The following is a 20,924-nucleotide window of genomic DNA, read 5'->3' on the forward strand; positions in this document are numbered from 1 at the left end:
CCAAAATAAATCCTTATTTTTATAAATAGTTGATAAGGAATAGGTTTGATGATAGAATAGAATTAAGAAGAATTGAAAGCGATTTCAATATGTAACAATAATTAATCGTTTATTTTTACCGTTTCATCAGGACTATTGTTAATAATCGCTCTAGTAATCCCGATTTCCCTTCTTTATGTTTTATGTTAAAAAGTCTTATGCGATTAGTGAGTAAAAATACTACAGTAGCAATTACTATATGTTTTGCTTACTATGTCTTGTTTTACTGAAAGAAATGGAGACCTTACGATGAAGAAAAGGATGCTTACGATCTCTTTACTGGCACTGACTTTGATGGGTGCAGATGATCCGATCGTTTCAGCAACAACAGTGTGGTATAATACTACTGGAATTGTCGGTAAGTGCCTATGATTTACAAAAACATGCTATTAGGTAAGGTAAAATACTTAATCCTGTTTTTGGTGGCCATTCAGAGCATTTTATTGACTCTGATGGCAATTTTTTTGACAGGTTTGCAGTATCAAAACTCTTGGCAGAGCTATAATCATCATTCTGGGACAGTAACGGTCTATCTCCAGAGATTAACAAAAGAGCAATCACAAAATGTTTTTCATTATTTTTTAGAACAAAAAGACTTATCTATTTGGACAAAACGTTCTGAAAGCAGTGATCTAGGCAAGGGGTTAAATAGGATTTATATCGATATCCTTGGCAGTCATACTGGTTTTTCAGATTTTGTAAACAGCGGAAAAATTGTTGTATCACAACAACAATTCGCAGAGTTATTAGCCCAGAGTGATAACAGTATGACTATTGGACTTGACAAAGGTTCCAATAATATGCTTTATGAATTACCGAATTTACTATTTACCACACGTGTAGTTATCAAACGATTGGATTATACTTTCCAAAATACAAATACGATTAGTGGGATATATTATATTAATGGTCTTCAGGGTGATAACGAACGGAATAATTTTCTGACAAATCTTTCAACAATTACAGGTATCTCAGCTGATGATTTAATGAAAGAAAGGTTTGGAAGTAATACTGACAAGGGGATTTGGGGAATAGTACTAGCCATTAGTGTTTTGGTTAATTCTCTCATTTTACTTATTCTATTTTTGCTTTGTGTTCTTCAGTCGTTTAAGCACTTTGGAACATTGATTCTATTAGGATGGAACAGAAAAGAATTGTGGTTAGCTTTTTTCAAGGATACTCTACAATTTTCTATTTATATTATTCCTATCGTATCTGTAGTCATTTGGTTTTTATCAGGCTGGGCTAATATTGGATTATCATCCTTAATTCCAGTTTTTTCGGGTGCGAGTATTTCTGTCTTTTTACTTCTACTGACATTAATTATTCCAAGTACCATTATTTATTCAGTTTCTCCATTAGCTGCAATTCATAAACGTTTGCCAATGAAACCACTAATGGCAATTAGTTTGTTATTTTATGCTTTGGTGGCTGGTTTATTAATTACAGTTAGTCATTCTTTAGATGCACCAATGAATCAGTTTATTGATAATATAAAAGTATCTAGAGAATGGAAAAATGTGGAAGACATGTATGTTATCTCAGGTTTTGTTGAGGGAGATGATATAGGAACCTATGCCGGAACAACTAACTCTTTCGAGAGCAGTATGTACCAATTTTATCGACGGATTTCGGATTTTCCTAGTGTTTATATTGCGCATGGTGAGTATCTTGGTCAGAACTACCTTGACACCATCTATGGTACTTACTCACATATTCCTAGAAAACCATTTTGGTATTTAAATTATTCTTACAATTACTTACAGGATCTAGGTATAACATTAAGTGATACAGAGCTATTAGAAGTACGCAATGGTACTCGTCTATATCTCTTACCTGACACACTCAGTTCAGAAGAACTTGAGGTAATGAAGGCCTATTTACAGGAGAGGGTAAAGGTAAAATCAGGAGATTTACAGACTAAATTTACAGAAAATCCTAAATTCATGTTTAGAGTTTATCAATCGTCTCAGCCAATATTTACTTGGTCAACCTCCATTTCTCAAGGTGTAACTAGTAAGAATCCAGTTATTTTTGTATCAGCACCAGAAAATTTATATTTTATGGAGTCAGCAAACTTAGCCGTAAGTGGGTATAATGGTATTTTAAAAATCCGTGATAAGGAAACAATGAATCAGGTAACATCAATTTTAGAAACAGGCTTTCCTGATTTAGCAGACAATAAGTTGACTTTTACAACGGTCAAGAATTTTATTAATGGACTGCAAAAAGATTTGACTTATACTTTCTATCTTTTCGGTACTATAATAGCTATTATCATCATTACAATGATGGCTATTTTCTGGAGTTTTGTCTTGGTTTATCGGCTATTATTTGAAGAGCGCTTGCATGTTCAGTATTTTATGGGATTTTCGCCATGGAGACGGTATAGTGGTGTTCTTTCTCTTGTGGTTGGTTTTTCTGTGGTAGAACTATTGGTTTCGATGTTATTGGTTTCTAAGTTGGCAATCATCATGACACTGGCTACCTTTACTTTTCAGGTGATGCTTCTTTACTTCAGTCTCTTTCGTCAAGAAGGTAAGAGTATCATACAATCATTTAAGGAGTGATTTCATGTCTAGCATTTCAGTACAAAATGTATCAAAAATATTTGGTTCAAGAGAGGTTTTCAAAGACCTGAGCTTTGATGTTGAGGAAAATGAATTTGTAGCTTTAGTAGGACCTTCTGGTTCTGGAAAATCAACGATACTCAATATGATTGGACTCTTGGACAATGTTGACAGTGGTAAAATCCTCATCAATGAGAAAGTATTGCCTAAAGTCAATTCACGATCAGCAGTGCATTACCGAAGAAATGTCATCAATTACCTCTTTCAATCTAATGCACTCATTTCGACATCTAGTGTCAAAGATAACCTGATGCTCGCCATGACTTTTACGCCTTTCTCTAGGCAAGAAAAAGAGCAGAGAATCAAGGAAACGCTAAGCTTTGTTGGTCTACAAGATCGGTTAAATAGTAAGATCAATGAATTATCTGGTGGTGAACAACAGCGAATTACTATTGTGAGAGCCATTTTAAAGCCAGGCGATATTGTCCTAGCTGATGAACCTACTGGCTCGTTGGATCCTGAAATGTCACAAAAAGCATTTGATTTGATTCGAACTTTGAGAGATCAATTTGGTAAAACCATTTTGATTGTTACGCATAATATGGAGCAAGCAATGCAGTGTGATCGGATGATTTCACTGGAGCCAGCTTTTGTCCATTAGCTCAACTATTATTATCACTTAATAGGGTGACTTTATGGAGTATCAAAGTTGGAAACATTCAACTATGACAACATTGGGATAGGACTGCCAATAGGTTGAAATCAATTGAAGTCAGTAAAATATCTTGCTAAATAAACTCTTTTAAGGTATAATAGTTGAGTGCCTGTAAATGGTATCTTATCTTGAGGAGGTGAAATTAATGTCAAAAACAGTTGTCCGTAAAAATGAATCACTCGATGATGCACTTCGTCGTTTTAAGCGTTCTGTGACGAAAGCTGGTACTCTTCAAGAGGCACGTAAACGTGAACACTATGAAAAACCATCTGTAAAACGTAAGCGTAAATCAGAAGCAGCTCGTAAACGCAAAAAATTCTAAAACCTAACAACCTCTATTGTCCTTGAATGATCCATTCGATGACAATAGCGGTTTTTTGATTGTCAACTAACCGAGATGATGATGCCTAAGGTAGAACTGGAGGTTTTCGAGACAAGTTAATCATATATCTCGTTTTGAGGTTTAAAAAACACTAGCTTCTACTGTCATCATAAGCATCGTTAAAAGGAGATAGCCCTCTTGGCTCTCTCTTGTTTTTATATTGATGATGTCGATCTCTTATCGAGCCTAAGCATCATCTTGTGAGGCAAATTGGCTCATGTAGAGGTCATGATAGAATCCTTTAGTAGCTAAAAGACTGTCATGGTCACCTTGTTCGATAATTTGACCATCTTTAAGCACCAAGATTTTATCAGCTTCTTGAATGGTTGATAAGCGATGCGCTATAACAAAGCTGGTTCGTCCTTGCATCAAGCGGCGCATGGCTTTTTGAATTAAAAGCTCTAACCTGGTATCAACAGAAGATGTAGCTTCATCTAAAATCAAGATTTTGGGATCTGCTAAAAGCGCGCGAGCAATCGTCAACAACTGCTTCTGCCCTTGTGAGATATTGCTTGACTCTTGATTCATATCCGTCTTGTAACCGCCAGGGAGGGTGCGGATAAAGTGGTCCACATTGGCTGCTTTTGCCGCCTCGACAATGTCGTCATCACTTGCTGATAAATGCCCAAAGCGTAGATTGTCTTGAATCGTTCCTTGGTAAAGCCAAGCATCTTGCAGCACCATGCCAAACTGCTGGCGAAGGGCTTGACGTGATAGCGTCCTGATGTCATGCCCATCCACTGTGATAGAGCCTGATGTCACATCGTAAAAACGCATGAGGAGATTGATCAAGGTCGTTTTGCCAGCACCTGTCGGGCCAACAATCGCAATCATCTCACCTGGCTTCACATCAAGGTTGAAATCCCGAATGAGCGGTTTGTTTTCAACATATGCAAAGTCAACGTGATTAAAGCTGACTTGTCCTGTCAAATCATGAGCCAGTGTTTCACTCACTTGGTTGCCTTCTTCGGCTTCATCTAAGACGGCAAAAATACGCTCCAAAGAGGATTTGGCACTTTGAAGAAGTCCAGCTAACTGGGAGAGGGTTTGAATGGGCTGGGAAATTTGCCAAGTGTATTGGACAAAGGCTTGGAGATTACCAATGGTCATCTGACCTGAAATGACCTGAAGTCCTCCAAAGACCGCCAAGAGCAGATAAATCAAATCTGAAATCCCATTTAAGATAGGCATCATTAGACCAGAAATAAAGCTAGCCTTAAAGCCAACAGCCTGTAATTTTTGAGTGATATCACGAAATTCTTGAGCCGAAACTTCCTCACGGCCATAGAGTTTTAGGATGTTAAAACCGGTTAATGTCTCTTGCACAAAGCCATTCATTGCACCAAGAACATCTGCCTGTTGTTTGAAATAGGGTTGTGACTTCTTAACGATGACCTGTGCAGTCATATAGGTCAAGGGAATCATCACAATAACCAAAATAGCTAACTTCCAGTTCAGGTAAATCACCATACCAACAACGAGAATAATGCTTAAAAAGGCATTGATAATCTGTAAAAAACTCTGTTGAAGAGCATTGGACACCGCTTCGACATCGCTGGTAAAACGTCCTAACATATCACCAAACTGATGGGTATCAAAATAAGCTATCGGAAGTCTATTGACCTTTTGACTGAGGTCACGACGTAGGTCACGGATACTATTTTGTACGGCCTTGGTCATAAAATAGTTTGACCCATAAGCCCCAACTTCATACAGCAAAGCACGAAAAGCATAAAGCGCCAATACCCAAAGGATATAGTTGACATTGATTGCTGCTCCAGCAAGACCTTGAGCCATCGCCAGTAGATTTTTGGTTAATTCTGTGATAATAAGTCCCAGTACAACTGGCTCTAACACATTCATGACGGCAGCCAAGGTTTTCAAAAAAATGGCCAAATAAACCGCAACTTGATAGTTTTTGACATAGGCCCATAGGCGCTTGAAAACAGGTTTTTGATTGGTCATTAGGCGCCCCCTTCCTCTAAATGCTTGTTGTTTAATTGTGAATTGGCAATTTCACGATAGATGTCATTAGTTGCCAGGAGTTCTTCGTGTTTGCCACGACCAACAATCTCACCCTCATCTAGCACGATAATCTGGTCAGCATCCATAATGGTCCCCACACGTTGTGCAACAATTAAAACCGTAGCCTCTTCTGTAATTTCTTTTAGGCGGCGACGAAGAATAGCGTCCGTTTTATAGTCTAGGGCAGAAAAGGAATCATCAAAGATGTAGATATCTGGCTTTTTGACAATAGCACGCGCGATGGATAAGCGTTGTTTCTGACCACCTGATAGATTGGATCCCCCTTCTGCTAAGTGGGTATCATAACCTTCCTCACGGCTCTCGATAAAGCTCAGTGCTTGTGCCACATCACTTGCTGTATCAAGTTCTTGTGTCGTAGCGTCTGATTTACCATACTTTAAGTTGTCTCCGATGCTGCCGGTGAACAATAAGGCTTTTTGGGGAATAAAGCCAACTTTCTGACGTAGGGCTTTGAGGTTATAATCCCTCACATCAACCCCATCCACTAAAATGCGTCCGAATGTCACATCATAAAAACGTGGGATCAAATTGACCAAGGAAGATTTTCCTGATCCAGTAGATCCAATAAAGGCGATTGTCTCTCCTGGTTTGGTGGTAAAGGAAATATTATGCAAGACTGGTGATTCTGTCTCTCCTGGATAGGCAAAGGTGACATTATCAAAAGTTAAGTAACCCTTGGTTTTGGTTTCGGTAATGCCATCCTCATTTTTAGTAATTGATATGGGCATGGATAGAACTTCAGTCAATCTTTTGCTAGAAACAGCTATACGAGGGTACATGGTAAAGAGATTGGCAAATAATAAAAATGAGAAAAGAGCATGAAAGCTATACTCAATAAAGGCGACTAAATTTCCAATCTGTAACTGACCTTGACGTAATGGCTCTAAAGCGAACCAGACAATGGCAACAATCATGGCAATAATGATTTGCACAAAGAGAGGTTCGGTCAAACCAGTCAACATAAAGAGGGATTCTGAGGTTTTGGCGTAGGCTTTATTTTGGTCATCAAAACGCTCTTGCTGAAAGTCCTCCCTTGCAAAGGCACGAATGACGCGTAAGCCTGTTAGATTTTCACGCACATACTGATTGATGACATCTAGTATGCCTTGTTGTTTTTCTGATAGTGGTTTGGTTTTTAGGGCAACATAAGCCACAACCCATGCTAAAAATGGAATGGCTACAGCGACAATCCAGGCCATTGAAGGGCTGGTGGTAAAAATCATGATCACTGAAAAAAACATCATCATCGGAGTGACCATCCCAATACGTAGACTTTGCTCTGCAAACTGCATCAAAACAAAGGCATCACTGGTCATTCGCGTCACCAATGAGGAGACACCGATTTGAGCGTACTCCTGATGCGAATAATCTTGTAGTTTATCATACATGTCATTGCGCATGTCTTGAATCATGGTAGTAGTTAACTTTCCAGCAGCATAAATCAAAATCAAGCGCCCCACAATCCCTAAAACAATGACGATAAACATCAGCCACGCCCAAAAATAAAGCCTTTGGGTGTTGTGCTGATTGATGCCTTCATCAATCATTCTTGCCAAAATGGTCGGTAGACCTAAGTTAACAAGAACAAAGAGAAAGGCTCCCAACATATCCAAAACAATCCACTTTGGGTATTTTTTCAAATAAGACCAAATAAATAACATTTTTTTCCTCTCTTGGTTTCGTTCTGTTTTGCTAAACCTTATCTTTTCAAATCTCTCATCATCCAGATGGTCATGGCATGGTGTTCATTAGCATTAGCCAAGGGGGCATTCATGTGTTTAAAGCCCAAACTCTCGTATAAGCTAAGGGCTTGTGCCAAGACTTCTGTCGTTTCTAAATACAGACTATCATAGCCAGCTTCTTTAGCCAAAATGATAACTTCTTCTACTAACTGACGTCCAAATCCCCTGCCTCTAGCCTGTTCAGCGACATACAGTTTTTGGAGCTCACAAATCCTTTCTGTGATTTTTCCAAATCCAGCACCACCTTGAACTTGTTCCTCTTCCACAGCTACAAAATAAGCCGACGATTGGTCTTGACCATAAGCGGCAGCCAAATCATCTAATGATGGGTCAACATAAGCTGTTCCTGGTTTATCAAGTCCTACTGCTTCTAAACTGTCACGGATAATCCTAGCCATCTCTTCATTGTCCTTAAACTGAATAGGTCTTATCTCCATACCTTACACCACTTCCTCTAAAGGATTCTCAGCCTGATAAGGCTTTTCAATCTGAGCCATGCGTAGACGTAGGAGAATGCCACAGGCAAAAAGACCAACAATCAGTCCTATCCAGTAAGCCTTGGGACCTAATCTTGTCATGAAATCAAGTCCCCAACCCACAGGAAGGGCAATCCCCCAGTAAGCCAAAACACCAATGACAAAGGGATAGGTGGTGTCCTTATAGCCACGTAAAATCCCTTGAATAGGAGCCGCAAAAGCATCTGCTAGTTGGAAAAAGAAGGCGTATATCAAAAATTCTGTTGTTAGCTGGATAAAGGTATCGCTTGTTCCATAGAGGTAAGCGACTTGCGCTCTGAAGATATATAAGACAGTCAAGGTAACAAGCGCAAAGACCATTGCTGTCAAACGCCCGATATTAGCAAAATCATGCGCCGCCTTGACATCACCTGCTCCAAGCTCAAAGGAAATGGCAATAGGCATGGTGATGGAAATACTAAGTGGAAAGGCATAAAGCAAGGTTGTAAAGTTCATGGCAGCTTGGTGGGCAGAGATGATTTCTGTTGAAAACTTTGCCATAAAAAGACCAACGGTTGCAAAAATAGCCACTTCTGCAAAAATCTGTAAACCAATCGGTAGTCCTAGTAAAAAACCTTGTCGCAATAAGGTTTTATGAGGTGGCGTCCACTGCCAGAGCTGAAAAGCCTTGATAGTTGGATGAACCAACATCACAGCTATAACCACCAACAAAAGCAACCAATAGGCTAGAGCTGTTCCTAAACCAGCACCTGCTCCTCCCATTTCAGGAAGTCCTAATTTGCCATAAATCAAGATATAATTAAAAAAAGCGTTAAAGGGTAACAAGAGCAACATGAGGTACATGGAAATTCTAGTGAGACCCAGCGAATCAAAGAAAGATCGGCAGACACTAAATAAGAGTAAGGGCAAAATCCCTACCGCAAGCCATGATAAATAGTCTTGACCAATGGTTACTACAGACGGCTCTAAATTAACATACGCCAAAGCTGGAATCGCTCCAAAGTGCACCAACAGCCAAAGCACAGCGGATAAAATCAAGCCAATATAACTAAACTGATGGAAGTTATTCTTGATTTGATCGCGGTTTCCCTGTCCTAAATGCTGCCCAATAATGGGAACCAGGGCTGATACTATTCCTGTCAGTAAGGTAAAAAAAGGATTCCACAAACTACCTGCCATGGAAACACCCGCCAAATCAACCGTGCTATATTTTCCCGTCATCATGGTGTCAATAAAGGTCGCCGAAAAGTTGGCAAATTGATAAATTAAAATAGGGAAAAACAACTTAAGAAATAAGCTGATTTTCTCCTTTAAGGTTTTTGTTTGATACATGGGTTAACTTTCTGATAAGATTTCCCAGTCTAAAAAATAGCTGGCTTTTAAACTCGGATCTAATAATGTTAAAATCAGTGGCGAAGCATTTTTAGGCGTTAGTCGGTCAAGCTCAACCCACTCAACGCCTCTTGAATCATTTATCTCACCAGCTGCTAAATGGCTAGCAAGCTCTTGAATGGGCATATCATTGATCTCAATATCATAAACCGCAAAAATGTGATGAACGGTCTCCTGTTCTCCTTTTGCTTTAACAAAAGTGTCAAAAATACGATTATGAGAAGAAACTTTGAGTTCAAATCCCGTTTCTTCTTTTAGTTCTCTCTCAAGTGTTTCCAGTAAACTTTCACCAGATTCCTGACTACCACCTGGTAAATCATAACGACCAGTGTAAGGTCCTCTCTTTTTACGGATACATAGTAACTGACCGTCCTTGATACAGATGCCGTAAACACCAAAATGGGTTAAATACGTCACAATTCATTTCTCCTATTTAATCAGCCAGTTCACTCAAATACTCATATCGTTCATATTTCTCAAGCAGTGTTTCATTTTTGGTATCTAAGTCACGCTGTAAGGTCGCTAACTCCCCATAATTACTAGCATTTTCTATCATGGCTGCTTCAATGCTTTCAATCTCTTCTTCTAACTGAGCGATGTCATCCTCGATACTTGCCCACTCCTGTTTTTCAAAGTAGGACATGCGTTTTTTATCTTGGCGTCTTTTTTGTGTTTTTGGTGCTTCAGCTTTCGCCATCATGGCAGCATTATCAGCCTCAAAGGCTTTTTCGTCAAGATAATCCGTATAATTCCCATAAAAAGCTCTAATCTTGCCATTTTCGAAAGCTAGGATTTTATTGGCAACCTTATCCAGGAAATAACGGTCGTGACTAACAGTGATGACAGGACCTGCAAAACCTGACAAGAAATGTTCCAAAACGGTCAGGGTCGCAATATCAAGATCATTGGTCGGCTCATCTAAAAGGAGAACATTGGGTTTTTCAATCAAGATTTTCAAAAGATAAAGGCGTTTTTTCTCACCACCAGACAACTTCGCAATCTGCGTGCCATGGGTTGAACGTGGAAATAAAAACTGCTCCAAAAGCTCACTGATACTGGTTGTCCCAACAGTCGTCTTGACCTCATCAGCCACCTCCTGCAAGTAAGAAATCACACGCTTACTCTCATCCATCCCCTTGATTTGCTGCGAGAAATACCCTATTCTAACGGTTTCACCAATGTCCAGCCTACCAGCAGTTGGCGTCAATTCCCCACTCATCAAGTTAAGAAGGGTTGACTTTCCGACCCCATTATCCCCAACGATTCCGATCCGATCTTTATTTTGAATAATCAGGTTAAAGTCAGAGAGGATTGGCTTGGTATCATCGTATGAAAAGTCCACATGCTCAAAATTAACGACTTTTTTCCCGATACGGCTGGTTTCAAAATGGATTTTCAAGTCTTCTGGGCTAGTGTCTTGATGCACATCCTTTTTCAAATCATGGAAACGATTGATACGAGCCTGTTGCTTGGTCGCACGCGCTTGCGGTTGAGTCCGCATCCAAGCCAACTCTTGCTTATACAGTTGCTTTTTCTTATGCAGACTAGCAGCGTCACGCTCGTCCTGCTCGGCACGCAAACGCACATAATCTTGGTAATTGCCTTGGTATTCCGTCAAGTTACTATCAGCCAACTCAAAAATGCGTGTCGCCACATTATCCAAGAAATAGCGATCATGGGTAATAAAAAGAACTGTCTTTTTGGTCGTGGTCAAGAAATGGGTCAACCAAGCAATGGTATCAATATCCAAGTGGTTGGTTGGCTCATCTAATAACAATAAATCCGCATCACCCAACAAGACTTGGGCTAATTGCACCCGACGACGCAAACCACCCGATAAATCGGCAACCTTTTTGGTGACATCAGAAATCCCAAGTTTTGAGAGAACTGTCTTGAGGTCACTTTCAATCGACCAAGCATCAAGTGCATCCATCTCAGCCATCACTTTTTCAAGCTGAGACTGCTTGTCTTGTGAATAATCAGCCATTATCGCCTCATAATCACGAATCAAGCGCATTTCTCGTAAGTCCAGAGACAGCACTGTATCCAAAACGGTTTTACTTTCGTCAAAGATGGGTTCTTGTGTCAAATAAGCCATCTTATAACCACTGGGCTTGATAAAGGGCGACACATCCCCATCAAAACCTATTTTTTCAGAAATCACATCTAAAAGAGTGGTCTTTCCCGTGCCATTAACACCGATAATCCCAATACGATCAAACTCATGAATCATAAAGGAAATCGTCTTAAAAACAGTCTTATCACCAACTGATTTGCTTAATTGCTCAACAATAAAATCACTCATATCATCTTCTTTTCTAGCTAGTAAGGGTCAAGGAAAACATGACCTTTGAAAAAATCAAGCCAGCTCCTTTGTTCAATCCTTTAGTATCAGAGAATTTGCTCAACAAAAGCCAAAATAGCGGCTTTATCATTAGGAAGTGCTCCTTTGACAATCGCCTGCTCTACCTGATAGAGACAGTCGCCTAGAGCGGGGCCTGGTGTCATGCCGAGTAGCGCTATCAGATCGCCTCCATTCACCACAATCTCTTGCTTGCTATGGATGGGGAGGGATTGATCGAGTTGTCTTAAACGCTCATACTCAGGAGCCAAACCAAATGCCTCTCTTAAAGACTCCACTTGCTTGATAAGATCCTTACCATACTGATAGACCTGCCAATGTGTTAATGGTGACTGTTTTCTTTCCTGAAACACCGTCACCATTTGAAGCACTGTTTTTTGAAACTGTTGGGAAGTTTTCCATTGTTTCAAAAAAGACTTGACCTCTTTAATGCCTAAGACTATAACAACTCCTGCCCAAGCTTGCTCAGAACTAAGAAACTGGTAATCATTGTCAATCTGCTCTTGAAATGCCAACCATTTGGTCGCTGTTTCTGAAAAACCTGGTAGGTAATTGTAGGCCTTGGTGGCGATTAAGTAATGCAACCCTTTGGACCAATGCGGAGCCATCAATAGTTTGTCGCACTCGATAAAACGACGTTCCACAGATATTTCATCCAAAAGGGGGGCGCACTCTGACATGGCAGCTAAGGTCTTGTCTTCAATCTCAAAATGAAGGCTGGCTGAAAAACGAATCCCTCGCATAATACGCAAAGCATCTTCATTGAAACGCTCCGAGGCCACACCTACTGCTCTTAAAAGACCATTTTTCAAATCATTTAAACCATCAAATAAATCAATAACTTGACGATTGTCATTAAGCGCAAAGGCATTGATAGTGAAATCACGGCGCTTTAAATCTTCTTTTAAGGATCGCACAAAAGAAACACTAGAAGGCCTACGATAATCAACATAGACATCCTCTGTTCTAAAGGTTGTCATTTCATATTCTCGGTCATTTTCCAAAACAAGAACCGTGCCATGCTCAATACCAACATCAACAGTTCGCTCAAAAATAGCCTTGGTTTCCTCCGGATAAGATGAGGTGGCAATATCCACATCGTGAATCGGACGCCCCAGTAAAACATCACGAACAGATCCGCCAACAAAATAAGCCTCAAAACCAGCCCTCTTGATCTTCTCAAGAAGGGGCAAGGCCTCTTCAAACTCCATCGGTAACTCTTGTAACTTCATTCAGGTTTTTTCCAATCCATAAACTCTTTGAGCAGTTTTCACAATCTGTCACTCCTCTTTAGAGTGATTCGCAAGAACTGATAGACTCCGATTACTTTTCGTCTTTAGAAAAAGGGGAGTGAGAGTTGCTTTTTTTCTGAATCAGTAGCAATTCTCAACTTCCCTAAACAAGTAAACTTCTTAAATAGCGCTATGATACTTTTGGAGTGATGCCAAAAGCAATCGCTCCTTCACCCAGATGCGTCGCAATGACACTCCCAAACGGCACAATAGACAGATCCATCTCATAACCTGACGCCTTCAACGTGTCATAAAGTTCCTGAGCCTTATCCTCAACATTGGCATGAATAATGGCAACACTATAGTCTCCAGCCTCAGTCATCTGTTGAAGAATCGTCACCAAACGCTTGATCGCTTTTTTCTCAGTTCGAACTTTTTCATAGACTTCAATAACACCATCAGCATTAAAGTGCAGTATAGGCTTGATGGACAAAAGGTTACCTAAAAGGGCTGAACCATTTGACAAACGACCACCCTTGACCAGATGCTTTAGATCATTTACTAAAATAAAAGCCTTTGTGCTCGCTATTTGTTGCTTTAGTTTGGCTAAAATGCTGGCAAAATCAGCACCCTCTTGAGCCAGGCTTAAAGCAGTTTCCACCAATTTACCTTGAGGGGCAGAAGTTATCTTGGTGTCCAAAATCTCAATAACTAGCTCCTGATGGCTATCCTTTAAAGAGTGACAATTGGCCCAAAAGCCCGAAATACCACTAGACAAGAAAAGACCTATGACATGCGTGTACTGCTTGACCTTTAAGGTCATCAGTAGGTCATCAAATTCGGCTAAACTTGGCTGACTGGTTCTTGGAAGCTCATCATGCTTAGCCATTTTTTCATAAAATTCTGGCAAGGTCATGTTTTGACCTTCGATATAGGTCTGATTGGCGATGATAACAGGTATCTCTAAACAAAATAAATCAGCATGTTTCTCAATCCCTTGAGGAAGAAATGCTGAATTATCCGTGACAACTGCCAATTTCATTAATTGCTAAACTCCAGTTTGATCCCTGGACGATCCAGAGCTACTTCAGTGACTTCATAGGTCATGCGTTTGACCATTTCAAGGAGAGGAGCTGCCAGTGACTCTACTTCTTCCTGAGAAAAATCTTTTGGTTTGTTGACAATACGGTTTTTAATATGAGCCATTTGAGAAACCACACCAGAAATCATAAATTCATCACGGACAATGGTGAATTGCAAGACAGCAACAATAGTCGTCTCATTTTTTTCCATGTTTTTTTCGACAAGCTGAAAGGTCACTTCAAAATTGGTTTTTGGGGTGCCATTTTCTTTTTCCCACTCCAGATTACGAGCATTATAATGATACTGATTGACAAACTCTTTTTCACATACGACTTCCATAAGATTCTCCTTTAGATACGATTGTATTTATTATAGCATAAAATCTCCTAAAATAAAAGGCGACGAATGCTTATGAAAGCGACTCCTAAACACTAATGCCTTAATACTTCTTTTGGGGATGTTTGGCAATAATGTCTGGGTGGGAATCTAATACTTTTCTTCCTGCTTGGGTCAGAGAGTAGCTTCGCTCATCAAATGTCTTGGCTAATGTTTCTTCCGTATAGGTGTCCTGTATAGCAGCCACTAATTCGGCGCGTTTCATGTTACTAAGGCCTTTAAAGCCCTTTTCTTTTAACCTTTCTTTTAAGGTCAAGACTGATAACAACTTCAATGACTCAAAAGCTGTGTCGATGTTTACCAAGCCATCTGCTACCAGACGCTCCAAAGCTGCTTGGGCATCAATACCATAGGTGGTGTAAAAATACTTATGGTGCTGACTTTTAGTAGTATAAGTACCAAACTGAATACGCCATAATAAAATGATATGACCTGGTAAATAACCTTCTTTTGTTCGCTGCATTTGACGTTTTGCAATTGGTTTTTGCCGCAATTCTTGCTCATACTTTGGCGCAATATAAGGCATCTCAGAATGATGTTGGTATATTTCTTTGATTGTTTTCATGAAGGCTATTATAGCAAGAACAACTCTAAAGCACAATGAAATGATGCCTTTAGGCTTTGAAAGGATTAGTTGATAAAGATAGTTTTATCATAGCGTGTTAAGTGGTAACGTTGAATAAGGTCATTTAGCTTTTGACCATAAGTCGTATCTGTGGCATAAGTGCCAGTCAAGGCTGCTGTCGCATCGCGATAAGAGCGACTCTGACTACGATGGGTTAAGCGATAGAGATTCTGTCGCAGTATGGAAGCATAGTCTGACAAACTATTGGTCACACTGCCATAGGAGCGAAAATCAGCCACAATAGTATAAGGATTGCCCTGACCATCATCTTCCCAAGTTTCAAAGGATACACTCTGTCCATGAAAATCTCCCTTGATGCCAAAAAAATTGAAATAAGGAGATTGACTCAGTCTAGAACGACCACTATCAGACTCTAAAATAGCCTGAGCAATCATCACCGAAGCATATAAATCATTTTGTCGAGCGATTAGCTGAGCTTTGGGTCCGATTTCTTGGATAAATTGCTCTGTGACGGATAATTCTCCCACTACCACTGTTTTTTCTGGTAAAAGCTGCTTGATAAAAATCACTATTGAAAATCCCGTAGCTACTATCAATAGTCTCATCAACCAAAAAGTGGTTGACTTATGATGTCGTCTTCTCACCCTATGTCCTCCATCTTAGCTATACCCTATTCTAACACAAGTCAACCCTCTCATAAACCATGATGTCATATGAGCCTTAGTGACTCTAACATGATTGTACAACATCAACTAAAAAACGAACACGTCATTAGCTTTGTGATCCTTTAAAAAGCTAAAACGGTTCGTTAGATAAGTTATGTTTCTGAAGTAGTCACAGAGAAATTAATGTTTCAAATACTTGCCTAGTAAATTATTTGATCTTACGAAGCAATCCAAATAGAATACCCGAAACAATGGCACCAAGTACAATAAAGGCAAGGTAAAGGATCGGATTGCTTGTCAAAGCGATAACAAAGATACCACCGTGTGGTGCCATCAATTTGATACCTGCTAGACCAACAAGAGAACCAGTAAGCGCTGAACCTGCGATAAAGCTTGGAATGGCACGAGCTGGGTCTGCAGCACCAAATGGGATAGCTCCCTCAGTGATGAAGGATAGTCCCATAACGATATTGGTCAAACCAGAGTTACGCTCTTCTGCTGTGAATTTGTCTTTGAATAGAAGTGTTGCCACAAAGACTGCCAGAGGAGGTACCATACCACCAGCCATAACCGCAGCCATAACCACTGAACCACCGTTAGCAACAGTAGCAGCAAGCGTTCCTGTACCAAAGACATAGGCAGCTTTGTTAACAGGTCCACCCATATCAACTGCCATCATACCACCTACCAGCAGTCCCATTAGGATCGCTGAGCTACCTGAAAGGTTTTCAAGGAAAGTGTTAAGGGCTGTATTGATAGCTGCCATAGGGATATTAACCAAAAACATCAGAAAGCCTGTTGCTGCAGCCCCCAAAAGTGGGTAAAGAAGAATAGAGCGTACGCCATCAAGCGAACGAGGCATGCCTGCAAGCAAGCGACGAAGGACAAGGATGACACCTCCAGCTAGGAAACCACCCACAAGAGCTCCTAGGAAACCGGACGAAACCCCAGCAAGCTCCAAAGTGCTCTCGCCACCAGCAGCGTAAGGAATTTTACCAAAGGCAAGACCACTATTAGCAATAGCACCTGCTACAAAACCAGCAACAAGACCTGGTTTTTCAGCAATTGAATAAGCAATATAACCCGATAAAACTGGAAGCATAAAACCAAATGCTGCTTGTCCAATCTTCATAAAAAGGGCTGCAAGCTCATTATATGAGCCAAGATTGGCTAGTTGATCTTTAGGAACACCCAGAAGATTATCCAAAAGAAAGGCAAGGGCAATCATAATACCGCCACCGATAACAAATGGCAACATTTGAGAAACGCCACCCATAAGGTGTTTGTAGAAAGCACCACCAAGACTTGTTTTCCCACCTGAAGTTACTGCTTGTGCACCTTCTTTAGCAAGATAAGTATCCGCCTTACCCTCAAGAATTGTTTGAATCAACTCTTGAGGGTTTTTAATGCCATCAGCAACAGGACGTGAAATCAAAGGTTTACCGTTGAAACGAGGCATCTCAACCGCTTTATCTGCTGCAATGATAACGCCTTTTGCGTTAGCAATATCAGCTGCTGTTAATTGGTTACCAACACCTGAAGCACCATTGGTTTCAACTTTGATGCCAACACCCATTTTAGCGGCTTGTTTCTTTAGTGCTTCTTCAGCCATGTAAGTATGAGCAATACCTGTTGTACATGCTGTTACGGCAACGATAAATGCTTGCTCTTGAGAAGGTAACTCGATCACTTCTTGTCCTACTACACCACTCATTGCATCAAATGCTGCTAGCACCTGATCAGGAGTCTGACTATGACGCAGTTTAGCCGCAAAGCCATCTGTCATCAAGTATTTTGATAACTCAGCAAGTGCTGCAAGGTGAGTATCGTTAGCCCCTTCTGGTGCTGCAATCATAAAGAAGAGATTGGTTGGCTGACCATCAAGTGCTTCATAATCAACACCAGAACTTGATTTGGCAAAAAGAACAGTCGGCTCAACAACAGCTGTATTTTTAGAGTGAGGCATAGCGATACCATCACCTAGTCCTGTTGAGGTCAAAGCCTCACGCGCCATAATCCCTTTTTTAAAAGTCGCAAAGTCATTAACCACACCGTGATCAACCAAGCGTTGAATCATCTCATCAATAGCTGCCTCTTTAGTGCTAGCCTGAAGGTCCAAGATCATGACCTTTTTGTTTAATAAGTCTTGAATTGTCATCGTTTTTCCACCTCTACTTTTTCATAAGTTTCTTTTATAAAAGCAATGCTTGCTAAATCGTCTGAGAAAGCTGTCGCTGTTCCACAAGCCACTCCCCATTTGAGAGCTTCAAGTGCATCACCAGATCTAACCAACTCGCCTGTAAATCCTGCCACCATGGAATCTCCAGCACCTACAGAATTCTTCACCTGACCTTTAATCGGTTTAGCAAAATAGGTTGCATCCTCAGTCACCAAAAGAGCACCGTCACCAGCCATTGAAATTAAAGCATTTTGGGCTCCCATTTCAAGGATTTTACGCGCATAAGTTTCTATAGCATCCAGTGATTCTAGGGTTACCTCAAAGATAGCTTCCAGCTCATGGTTATTAGGTTTCACCAATAATGGCTGATACTTCAGTGCATCCAACAGCGTTTGCCCCTCAAAATCACAAACAATAGCAGCTCCTGCTTTTTGGGCAATCGGCAAGAGTTCTTTATAGACTTGGTTTCCAAGATTACTTGGGGCAGAACCAGCGAAAACAACAAGGTCATCAGCTGTTACATGTGCCAGTTGATCTTTCAATGCTGCTAGTTCTTCTTTAGAGATCACAGGACCTGCTCCATTGATTTCTGTTTCCTGATCAGCCTTGATTTTGACATTGATACGTGTGTCCTGAGATAGGGGAATAAAGGCCGTTGAAATGCCTTCTTTTTCTAACTGGTCTGTGATAAAGCGACCTGTAAAACCACCAATAAACCCTGTAGCCCTACTATCAATCGCCAAGCGTTTTAAAACTCGGCTGACATTGATACCCTTACCACCAGCGTACTTATCATCACTAGCCATTCGATTAACTTGCCCAATCTCAACAGCATCAAGGCGAACAATATAATCAATAGACGGGTTTAAGGTTACGGTATAAATCATACATCAATAACTCCTGTCTTTTCTTTAATAATGGGTAAAAGGGGATGATCACAACGGTTGGTGATAATCGTAACATCTCTTAGAGAGGCCACATTGATAAAAGAAACCTGTCCCAACTTAGAAGCATCTGCTAGGATATAGGTTTTTTTAGCACTAGCGATAATGCTTCGCTTGACCACAGCTTCTTCCATTTCTGGTGTTGTGATATGGTTGCCATCAATACCATTCATCCCTAAAAAGGCTTTGTCAAAGTTCAGTCGTTTCACTTGCTCAACGGCGATTTGTCCAACACTGGCATCTGTTGTGTTTTTAATAAAACCGCCAATAATCAAGGTTTTGATGTTTTTATCCACCAGCTTCGCCGCATGATGGATAGCATTGGTCACGACTGTCAAGCTCTTCTGATTCAAAAGAGGAATCAAAAGTTCTGTTGTCGATCCTGCATCCAGAAAAATCACATCACCATCTTGGATCAAATCAGCCGCTGTTTGCACAAGAGCTTGTTTTTGATGAACGTTTTTGATGGTTTTTTGGCGGATATGAGGTTCATCCTGAAGGGCATGCCTTTTTTCCGCACCCCCATGGACTCTATTGAGTTTTCCTTCAGATGCTAACTCGTCTAAATCACGCCGAACAGTGGATTCTGATGATGCTAATAAATCAACCAAATCTTCTAAAACCACATAATCATCTTGTTTGATTTTTTCCATAATCAAGCGCTTACGCTCTGTTTTTAAGATAAGTTTCACCTCCTATTGCAATCGTTTACAACTATTATTATAGCCTTTCACAGTCAAATGTCAATGAAAAAATATCATTTTCTATCTTTTTCAATCAACATCTATCATTTTACCTGACTTATTTTGATTTTTTATCATCAAAAAACACTTCTAACAGCTAATCAGCCATCAAAAGTGTTGTTTTATCGAGAAAAATTATTCTAACTGATCGTTAGCCAAGTTAATCCTAAATAACCAAGGAACAAGGATGGTCATTATGAGTAAGACAATCCCTGATACGGTAAAAATAAGAACGGTATCCATCACATCAAAAAGAAGACCAAATAATAACATACTTACTGGAAGAGAGACTTGTGTTAAGGCATTTAAGACGGCAAAAACTCTTCCTTGAAAAGTCTGTGGAATTTTAAGGATTGACCAACTAGACATTAAGACATTGCATAGTGTTATTGATAAGCCGACTGTAAAGAAATAGGCCATCAAAATAAAAGACCATGTCGTTTTGGATAAGGTCAGGTTAAATAAGAGACCAAGCAAAACTGTGGCTAAAGCCACTGTGCTGATGGCATACCTAGCAGTATTTAAATGGCTTGAGGGGCGTATTTTAGAAGCCAATAAAGAACCTAATAATAAGCCAAAAGCTAAGACACTGTCGTTTAAGGCATAAGCTTGAGGAGATAGCCCCAGTTGTTTGATTTGAACAAAAGGCAGACCAACATTAAGAATGCCCAAGACAGCATTAATCATGAGGACAAAAAACAATCCGAAGAGCAATTTTTGATAGGAAACGATAAAATGAAGCCCCTCTTTAAACAAGGACCACAGCCCTTGGTTTTGTGTGATGTCATCTTCTTTTTGTTCTTGCTGAAAATCAATGCTCCAATAGATGGCCAAGACTAAACATTCGATAAGGAGTTCTAGCCATAACATGCTAAGCAAAGGGAGTTTGTCAAACAACAAGACTGCAACTATTGGAGATAGCATCATACTGGCTGCTTGAATTAGTTGCAAGTGAGCGCGAAAGCGTTGCACCTCATCTTTTTTAACGAGAGCCATGGTCGCTGCATTTAGAGTCGTTGACAAAAATTGATCAGATAGTTTCAATATGATTAATAAAAATATAATCTGAGCATAATGAGGAGTCATACTGTGACTGCTCAATACAAAGCCTAATAAGGCAAAACAGCTTGCTAGTTGAGAGATTCTGATGATTGTCGTTTTAGAATACTTATCAATAATACTTCCTAAAATAGGTAAGAGCATGATGGCTACTAATGGGCCAATCATCTGAGAAACACCATATAAAAAGACTGACTCCATGATTTTTAAAATATGAAGACCTAGAACAAAAGATAATATGCTACTTCCAAATTGCCCTAGGGCATTTCCTATTAACAATTGTTTTTTAGACTGATATTGTTTCAATAATTGT

The 20,924-nt window shown here is 40.0% G+C and carries 18 protein-coding genes; 3 read left to right on the forward strand and 15 right to left on the reverse strand.

What is annotated here, in order from left to right:
* Positions 1-407 precede the first annotated feature (407 nt).
* The 3 genes from ACMZ6Z_RS05005 to rpsU all read left to right on the forward strand — a co-directional run bounded on the left by ACMZ6Z_RS05005 (position 408) and on the right by rpsU (position 3,646).
* On the forward strand, positions 408-2,609 hold the full coding sequence (locus ACMZ6Z_RS05005) for an ABC transporter permease (protein ID WP_416131510.1): 2,202 nt from the start codon (positions 408-410) through the stop codon (positions 2,607-2,609).
* 4 nt (positions 2,610-2,613) lie between these two features.
* Entirely contained in the window at positions 2,614-3,270 is a 657-nt protein-coding gene (locus ACMZ6Z_RS05010) for an ATP-binding cassette domain-containing protein (RefSeq protein ID WP_416131511.1), read from the forward strand.
* Positions 3,271-3,469: 199 nt separating this feature from the next.
* Positions 3,470-3,646 carry a 30S ribosomal protein S21 gene (gene rpsU / locus ACMZ6Z_RS05015; protein WP_002884573.1) on the forward strand — a complete coding sequence of 59 codons (177 nt, stop codon included), beginning with the start codon at positions 3,470-3,472 and terminating at the stop codon, positions 3,644-3,646.
* A 246-nt stretch (positions 3,647-3,892) separates the two neighbouring features.
* On the opposite strand, the gene ACMZ6Z_RS05020 is transcribed toward rpsU, so the two are convergent.
* The 15 genes from ACMZ6Z_RS05020 to ACMZ6Z_RS05090 form a co-directional block, all read right to left on the reverse strand.
* Complete coding sequence (locus ACMZ6Z_RS05020) at positions 3,893-5,671, reverse strand: ABC transporter ATP-binding protein (protein WP_416131512.1); 1,779 nt, start codon at positions 5,669-5,671, stop codon at positions 3,893-3,895.
* On the reverse strand, positions 5,671-7,413 hold the full coding sequence (locus ACMZ6Z_RS05025; RefSeq protein ID WP_416131513.1) for an ABC transporter ATP-binding protein: 1,743 nt from the start codon (positions 7,411-7,413) through the stop codon (positions 5,671-5,673). The genes ACMZ6Z_RS05020 and ACMZ6Z_RS05025 overlap by 1 nt, the downstream gene beginning before the upstream one ends.
* A gap of 38 nt (positions 7,414-7,451) precedes the next feature.
* Positions 7,452-7,931 carry a GNAT family N-acetyltransferase gene (locus tag ACMZ6Z_RS05030; protein ID WP_416131514.1) on the reverse strand — a complete coding sequence of 160 codons (480 nt, stop codon included), beginning with the start codon at positions 7,929-7,931 and terminating at the stop codon, positions 7,452-7,454.
* Positions 7,932-7,934: 3 nt separating this feature from the next.
* Positions 7,935-9,302: an MATE family efflux transporter gene (locus ACMZ6Z_RS05035; RefSeq protein ID WP_416131515.1), complete on the reverse strand. Its 1,368-nt coding sequence runs from the start codon at positions 9,300-9,302 to the stop codon at positions 7,935-7,937.
* 3 nt (positions 9,303-9,305) lie between these two features.
* Complete coding sequence (locus ACMZ6Z_RS05040) at positions 9,306-9,779, reverse strand: NUDIX hydrolase (protein WP_416131516.1); 474 nt, start codon at positions 9,777-9,779, stop codon at positions 9,306-9,308.
* Between the two features lie 16 nt (positions 9,780-9,795).
* On the reverse strand, positions 9,796-11,667 hold the full coding sequence (locus tag ACMZ6Z_RS05045) for an ABC-F family ATP-binding cassette domain-containing protein (protein ID WP_416131517.1): 1,872 nt from the start codon (positions 11,665-11,667) through the stop codon (positions 9,796-9,798).
* A gap of 86 nt (positions 11,668-11,753) precedes the next feature.
* Entirely contained in the window at positions 11,754-12,956 is a 1,203-nt protein-coding gene (locus ACMZ6Z_RS05050) for a CCA tRNA nucleotidyltransferase (RefSeq protein WP_416131518.1), read from the reverse strand.
* A 190-nt stretch (positions 12,957-13,146) separates the two neighbouring features.
* On the reverse strand, positions 13,147-13,998 hold the full coding sequence (locus ACMZ6Z_RS05055) for a DegV family protein (RefSeq protein WP_416131519.1): 852 nt from the start codon (positions 13,996-13,998) through the stop codon (positions 13,147-13,149).
* A complete protein-coding gene (locus tag ACMZ6Z_RS05060; protein ID WP_416131520.1) occupies positions 13,998-14,378 on the reverse strand; it encodes a DUF1149 family protein in 381 nt (126 codons plus the stop codon). Before ACMZ6Z_RS05060 ends, ACMZ6Z_RS05055 begins: the two co-directional genes overlap by 1 nt.
* Before the next feature lie 100 nt (positions 14,379-14,478).
* Positions 14,479-15,000, reverse strand: coding sequence for a hypothetical protein (locus ACMZ6Z_RS05065; protein WP_416131521.1), 522 nt, complete (start codon positions 14,998-15,000; stop codon positions 14,479-14,481).
* Between the two features lie 65 nt (positions 15,001-15,065).
* Complete coding sequence (locus ACMZ6Z_RS05070; RefSeq protein WP_416131539.1) at positions 15,066-15,626, reverse strand: glucosaminidase domain-containing protein; 561 nt, start codon at positions 15,624-15,626, stop codon at positions 15,066-15,068.
* Positions 15,627-15,894: 268 nt separating this feature from the next.
* On the reverse strand, positions 15,895-17,844 hold the full coding sequence (locus ACMZ6Z_RS05075; protein ID WP_416131522.1) for a fructose-specific PTS transporter subunit EIIC: 1,950 nt from the start codon (positions 17,842-17,844) through the stop codon (positions 15,895-15,897).
* Positions 17,841-18,752, reverse strand: a complete 912-nt coding sequence (gene pfkB / locus ACMZ6Z_RS05080) for a 1-phosphofructokinase (protein ID WP_416131523.1) — start codon at positions 18,750-18,752, stop codon at positions 17,841-17,843. The genes ACMZ6Z_RS05075 and pfkB overlap by 4 nt, the downstream gene beginning before the upstream one ends.
* On the reverse strand, positions 18,749-19,501 hold the full coding sequence (locus tag ACMZ6Z_RS05085; RefSeq protein WP_416131524.1) for a DeoR/GlpR family DNA-binding transcription regulator: 753 nt from the start codon (positions 19,499-19,501) through the stop codon (positions 18,749-18,751). The genes pfkB and ACMZ6Z_RS05085 overlap by 4 nt, the downstream gene beginning before the upstream one ends.
* A 186-nt stretch (positions 19,502-19,687) precedes the next feature.
* The gene (locus ACMZ6Z_RS05090; RefSeq protein WP_416131525.1) at positions 19,688-20,917 is read right to left on the reverse strand and encodes an MFS transporter; all 1,230 of its coding nucleotides are present in this window, start codon (positions 20,915-20,917) and stop codon (positions 19,688-19,690) included.
* Between the last annotated feature and the right edge of the window lie 7 nt (positions 20,918-20,924).

Origin of the sequence: Streptococcus pluranimalium (assembly GCF_047785705.1) — a bacterium.
GTDB classification, from domain to species: domain Bacteria; phylum Bacillota; class Bacilli; order Lactobacillales; family Streptococcaceae; genus Streptococcus; species Streptococcus pluranimalium_A.

Coding starts and splice junctions, on each gene's coding strand:
- ACMZ6Z_RS05005 (WP_416131510.1), top strand. CDS start 408: ATGATTTACAAAAACATGCTATTAGGTAAGGTAAAATACTTAATCCTG.
- ACMZ6Z_RS05010 (WP_416131511.1), top strand. CDS start 2,614: ATGTCTAGCATTTCAGTACAAAATGTATCAAAAATATTTGGTTCAAGA.
- rpsU (WP_002884573.1), top strand. CDS start 3,470: ATGTCAAAAACAGTTGTCCGTAAAAATGAATCACTCGATGATGCACTT.
- ACMZ6Z_RS05020 (WP_416131512.1), bottom strand. CDS start 5,671: ATGACCAATCAAAAACCTGTTTTCAAGCGCCTATGGGCCTATGTCAAA.
- ACMZ6Z_RS05025 (WP_416131513.1), bottom strand. CDS start 7,413: ATGTTATTTATTTGGTCTTATTTGAAAAAATACCCAAAGTGGATTGTT.
- ACMZ6Z_RS05030 (WP_416131514.1), bottom strand. CDS start 7,931: ATGGAGATAAGACCTATTCAGTTTAAGGACAATGAAGAGATGGCTAGG.
- ACMZ6Z_RS05035 (WP_416131515.1), bottom strand. CDS start 9,302: ATGTATCAAACAAAAACCTTAAAGGAGAAAATCAGCTTATTTCTTAAG.
- ACMZ6Z_RS05045 (WP_416131517.1), bottom strand. CDS start 11,667: ATGAGTGATTTTATTGTTGAGCAATTAAGCAAATCAGTTGGTGATAAG.
- ACMZ6Z_RS05050 (WP_416131518.1), bottom strand. CDS start 12,956: ATGAAGTTACAAGAGTTACCGATGGAGTTTGAAGAGGCCTTGCCCCTT.
- ACMZ6Z_RS05055 (WP_416131519.1), bottom strand. CDS start 13,998: ATGAAATTGGCAGTTGTCACGGATAATTCAGCATTTCTTCCTCAAGGG.
- ACMZ6Z_RS05060 (WP_416131520.1), bottom strand. CDS start 14,378: ATGGAAGTCGTATGTGAAAAAGAGTTTGTCAATCAGTATCATTATAAT.
- ACMZ6Z_RS05065 (WP_416131521.1), bottom strand. CDS start 15,000: ATGAAAACAATCAAAGAAATATACCAACATCATTCTGAGATGCCTTAT.
- ACMZ6Z_RS05070 (WP_416131539.1), bottom strand. CDS start 15,626: ATGAGACTATTGATAGTAGCTACGGGATTTTCAATAGTGATTTTTATC.
- ACMZ6Z_RS05075 (WP_416131522.1), bottom strand. CDS start 17,844: ATGACAATTCAAGACTTATTAAACAAAAAGGTCATGATCTTGGACCTT.
- pfkB (WP_416131523.1), bottom strand. CDS start 18,752: ATGATTTATACCGTAACCTTAAACCCGTCTATTGATTATATTGTTCGC.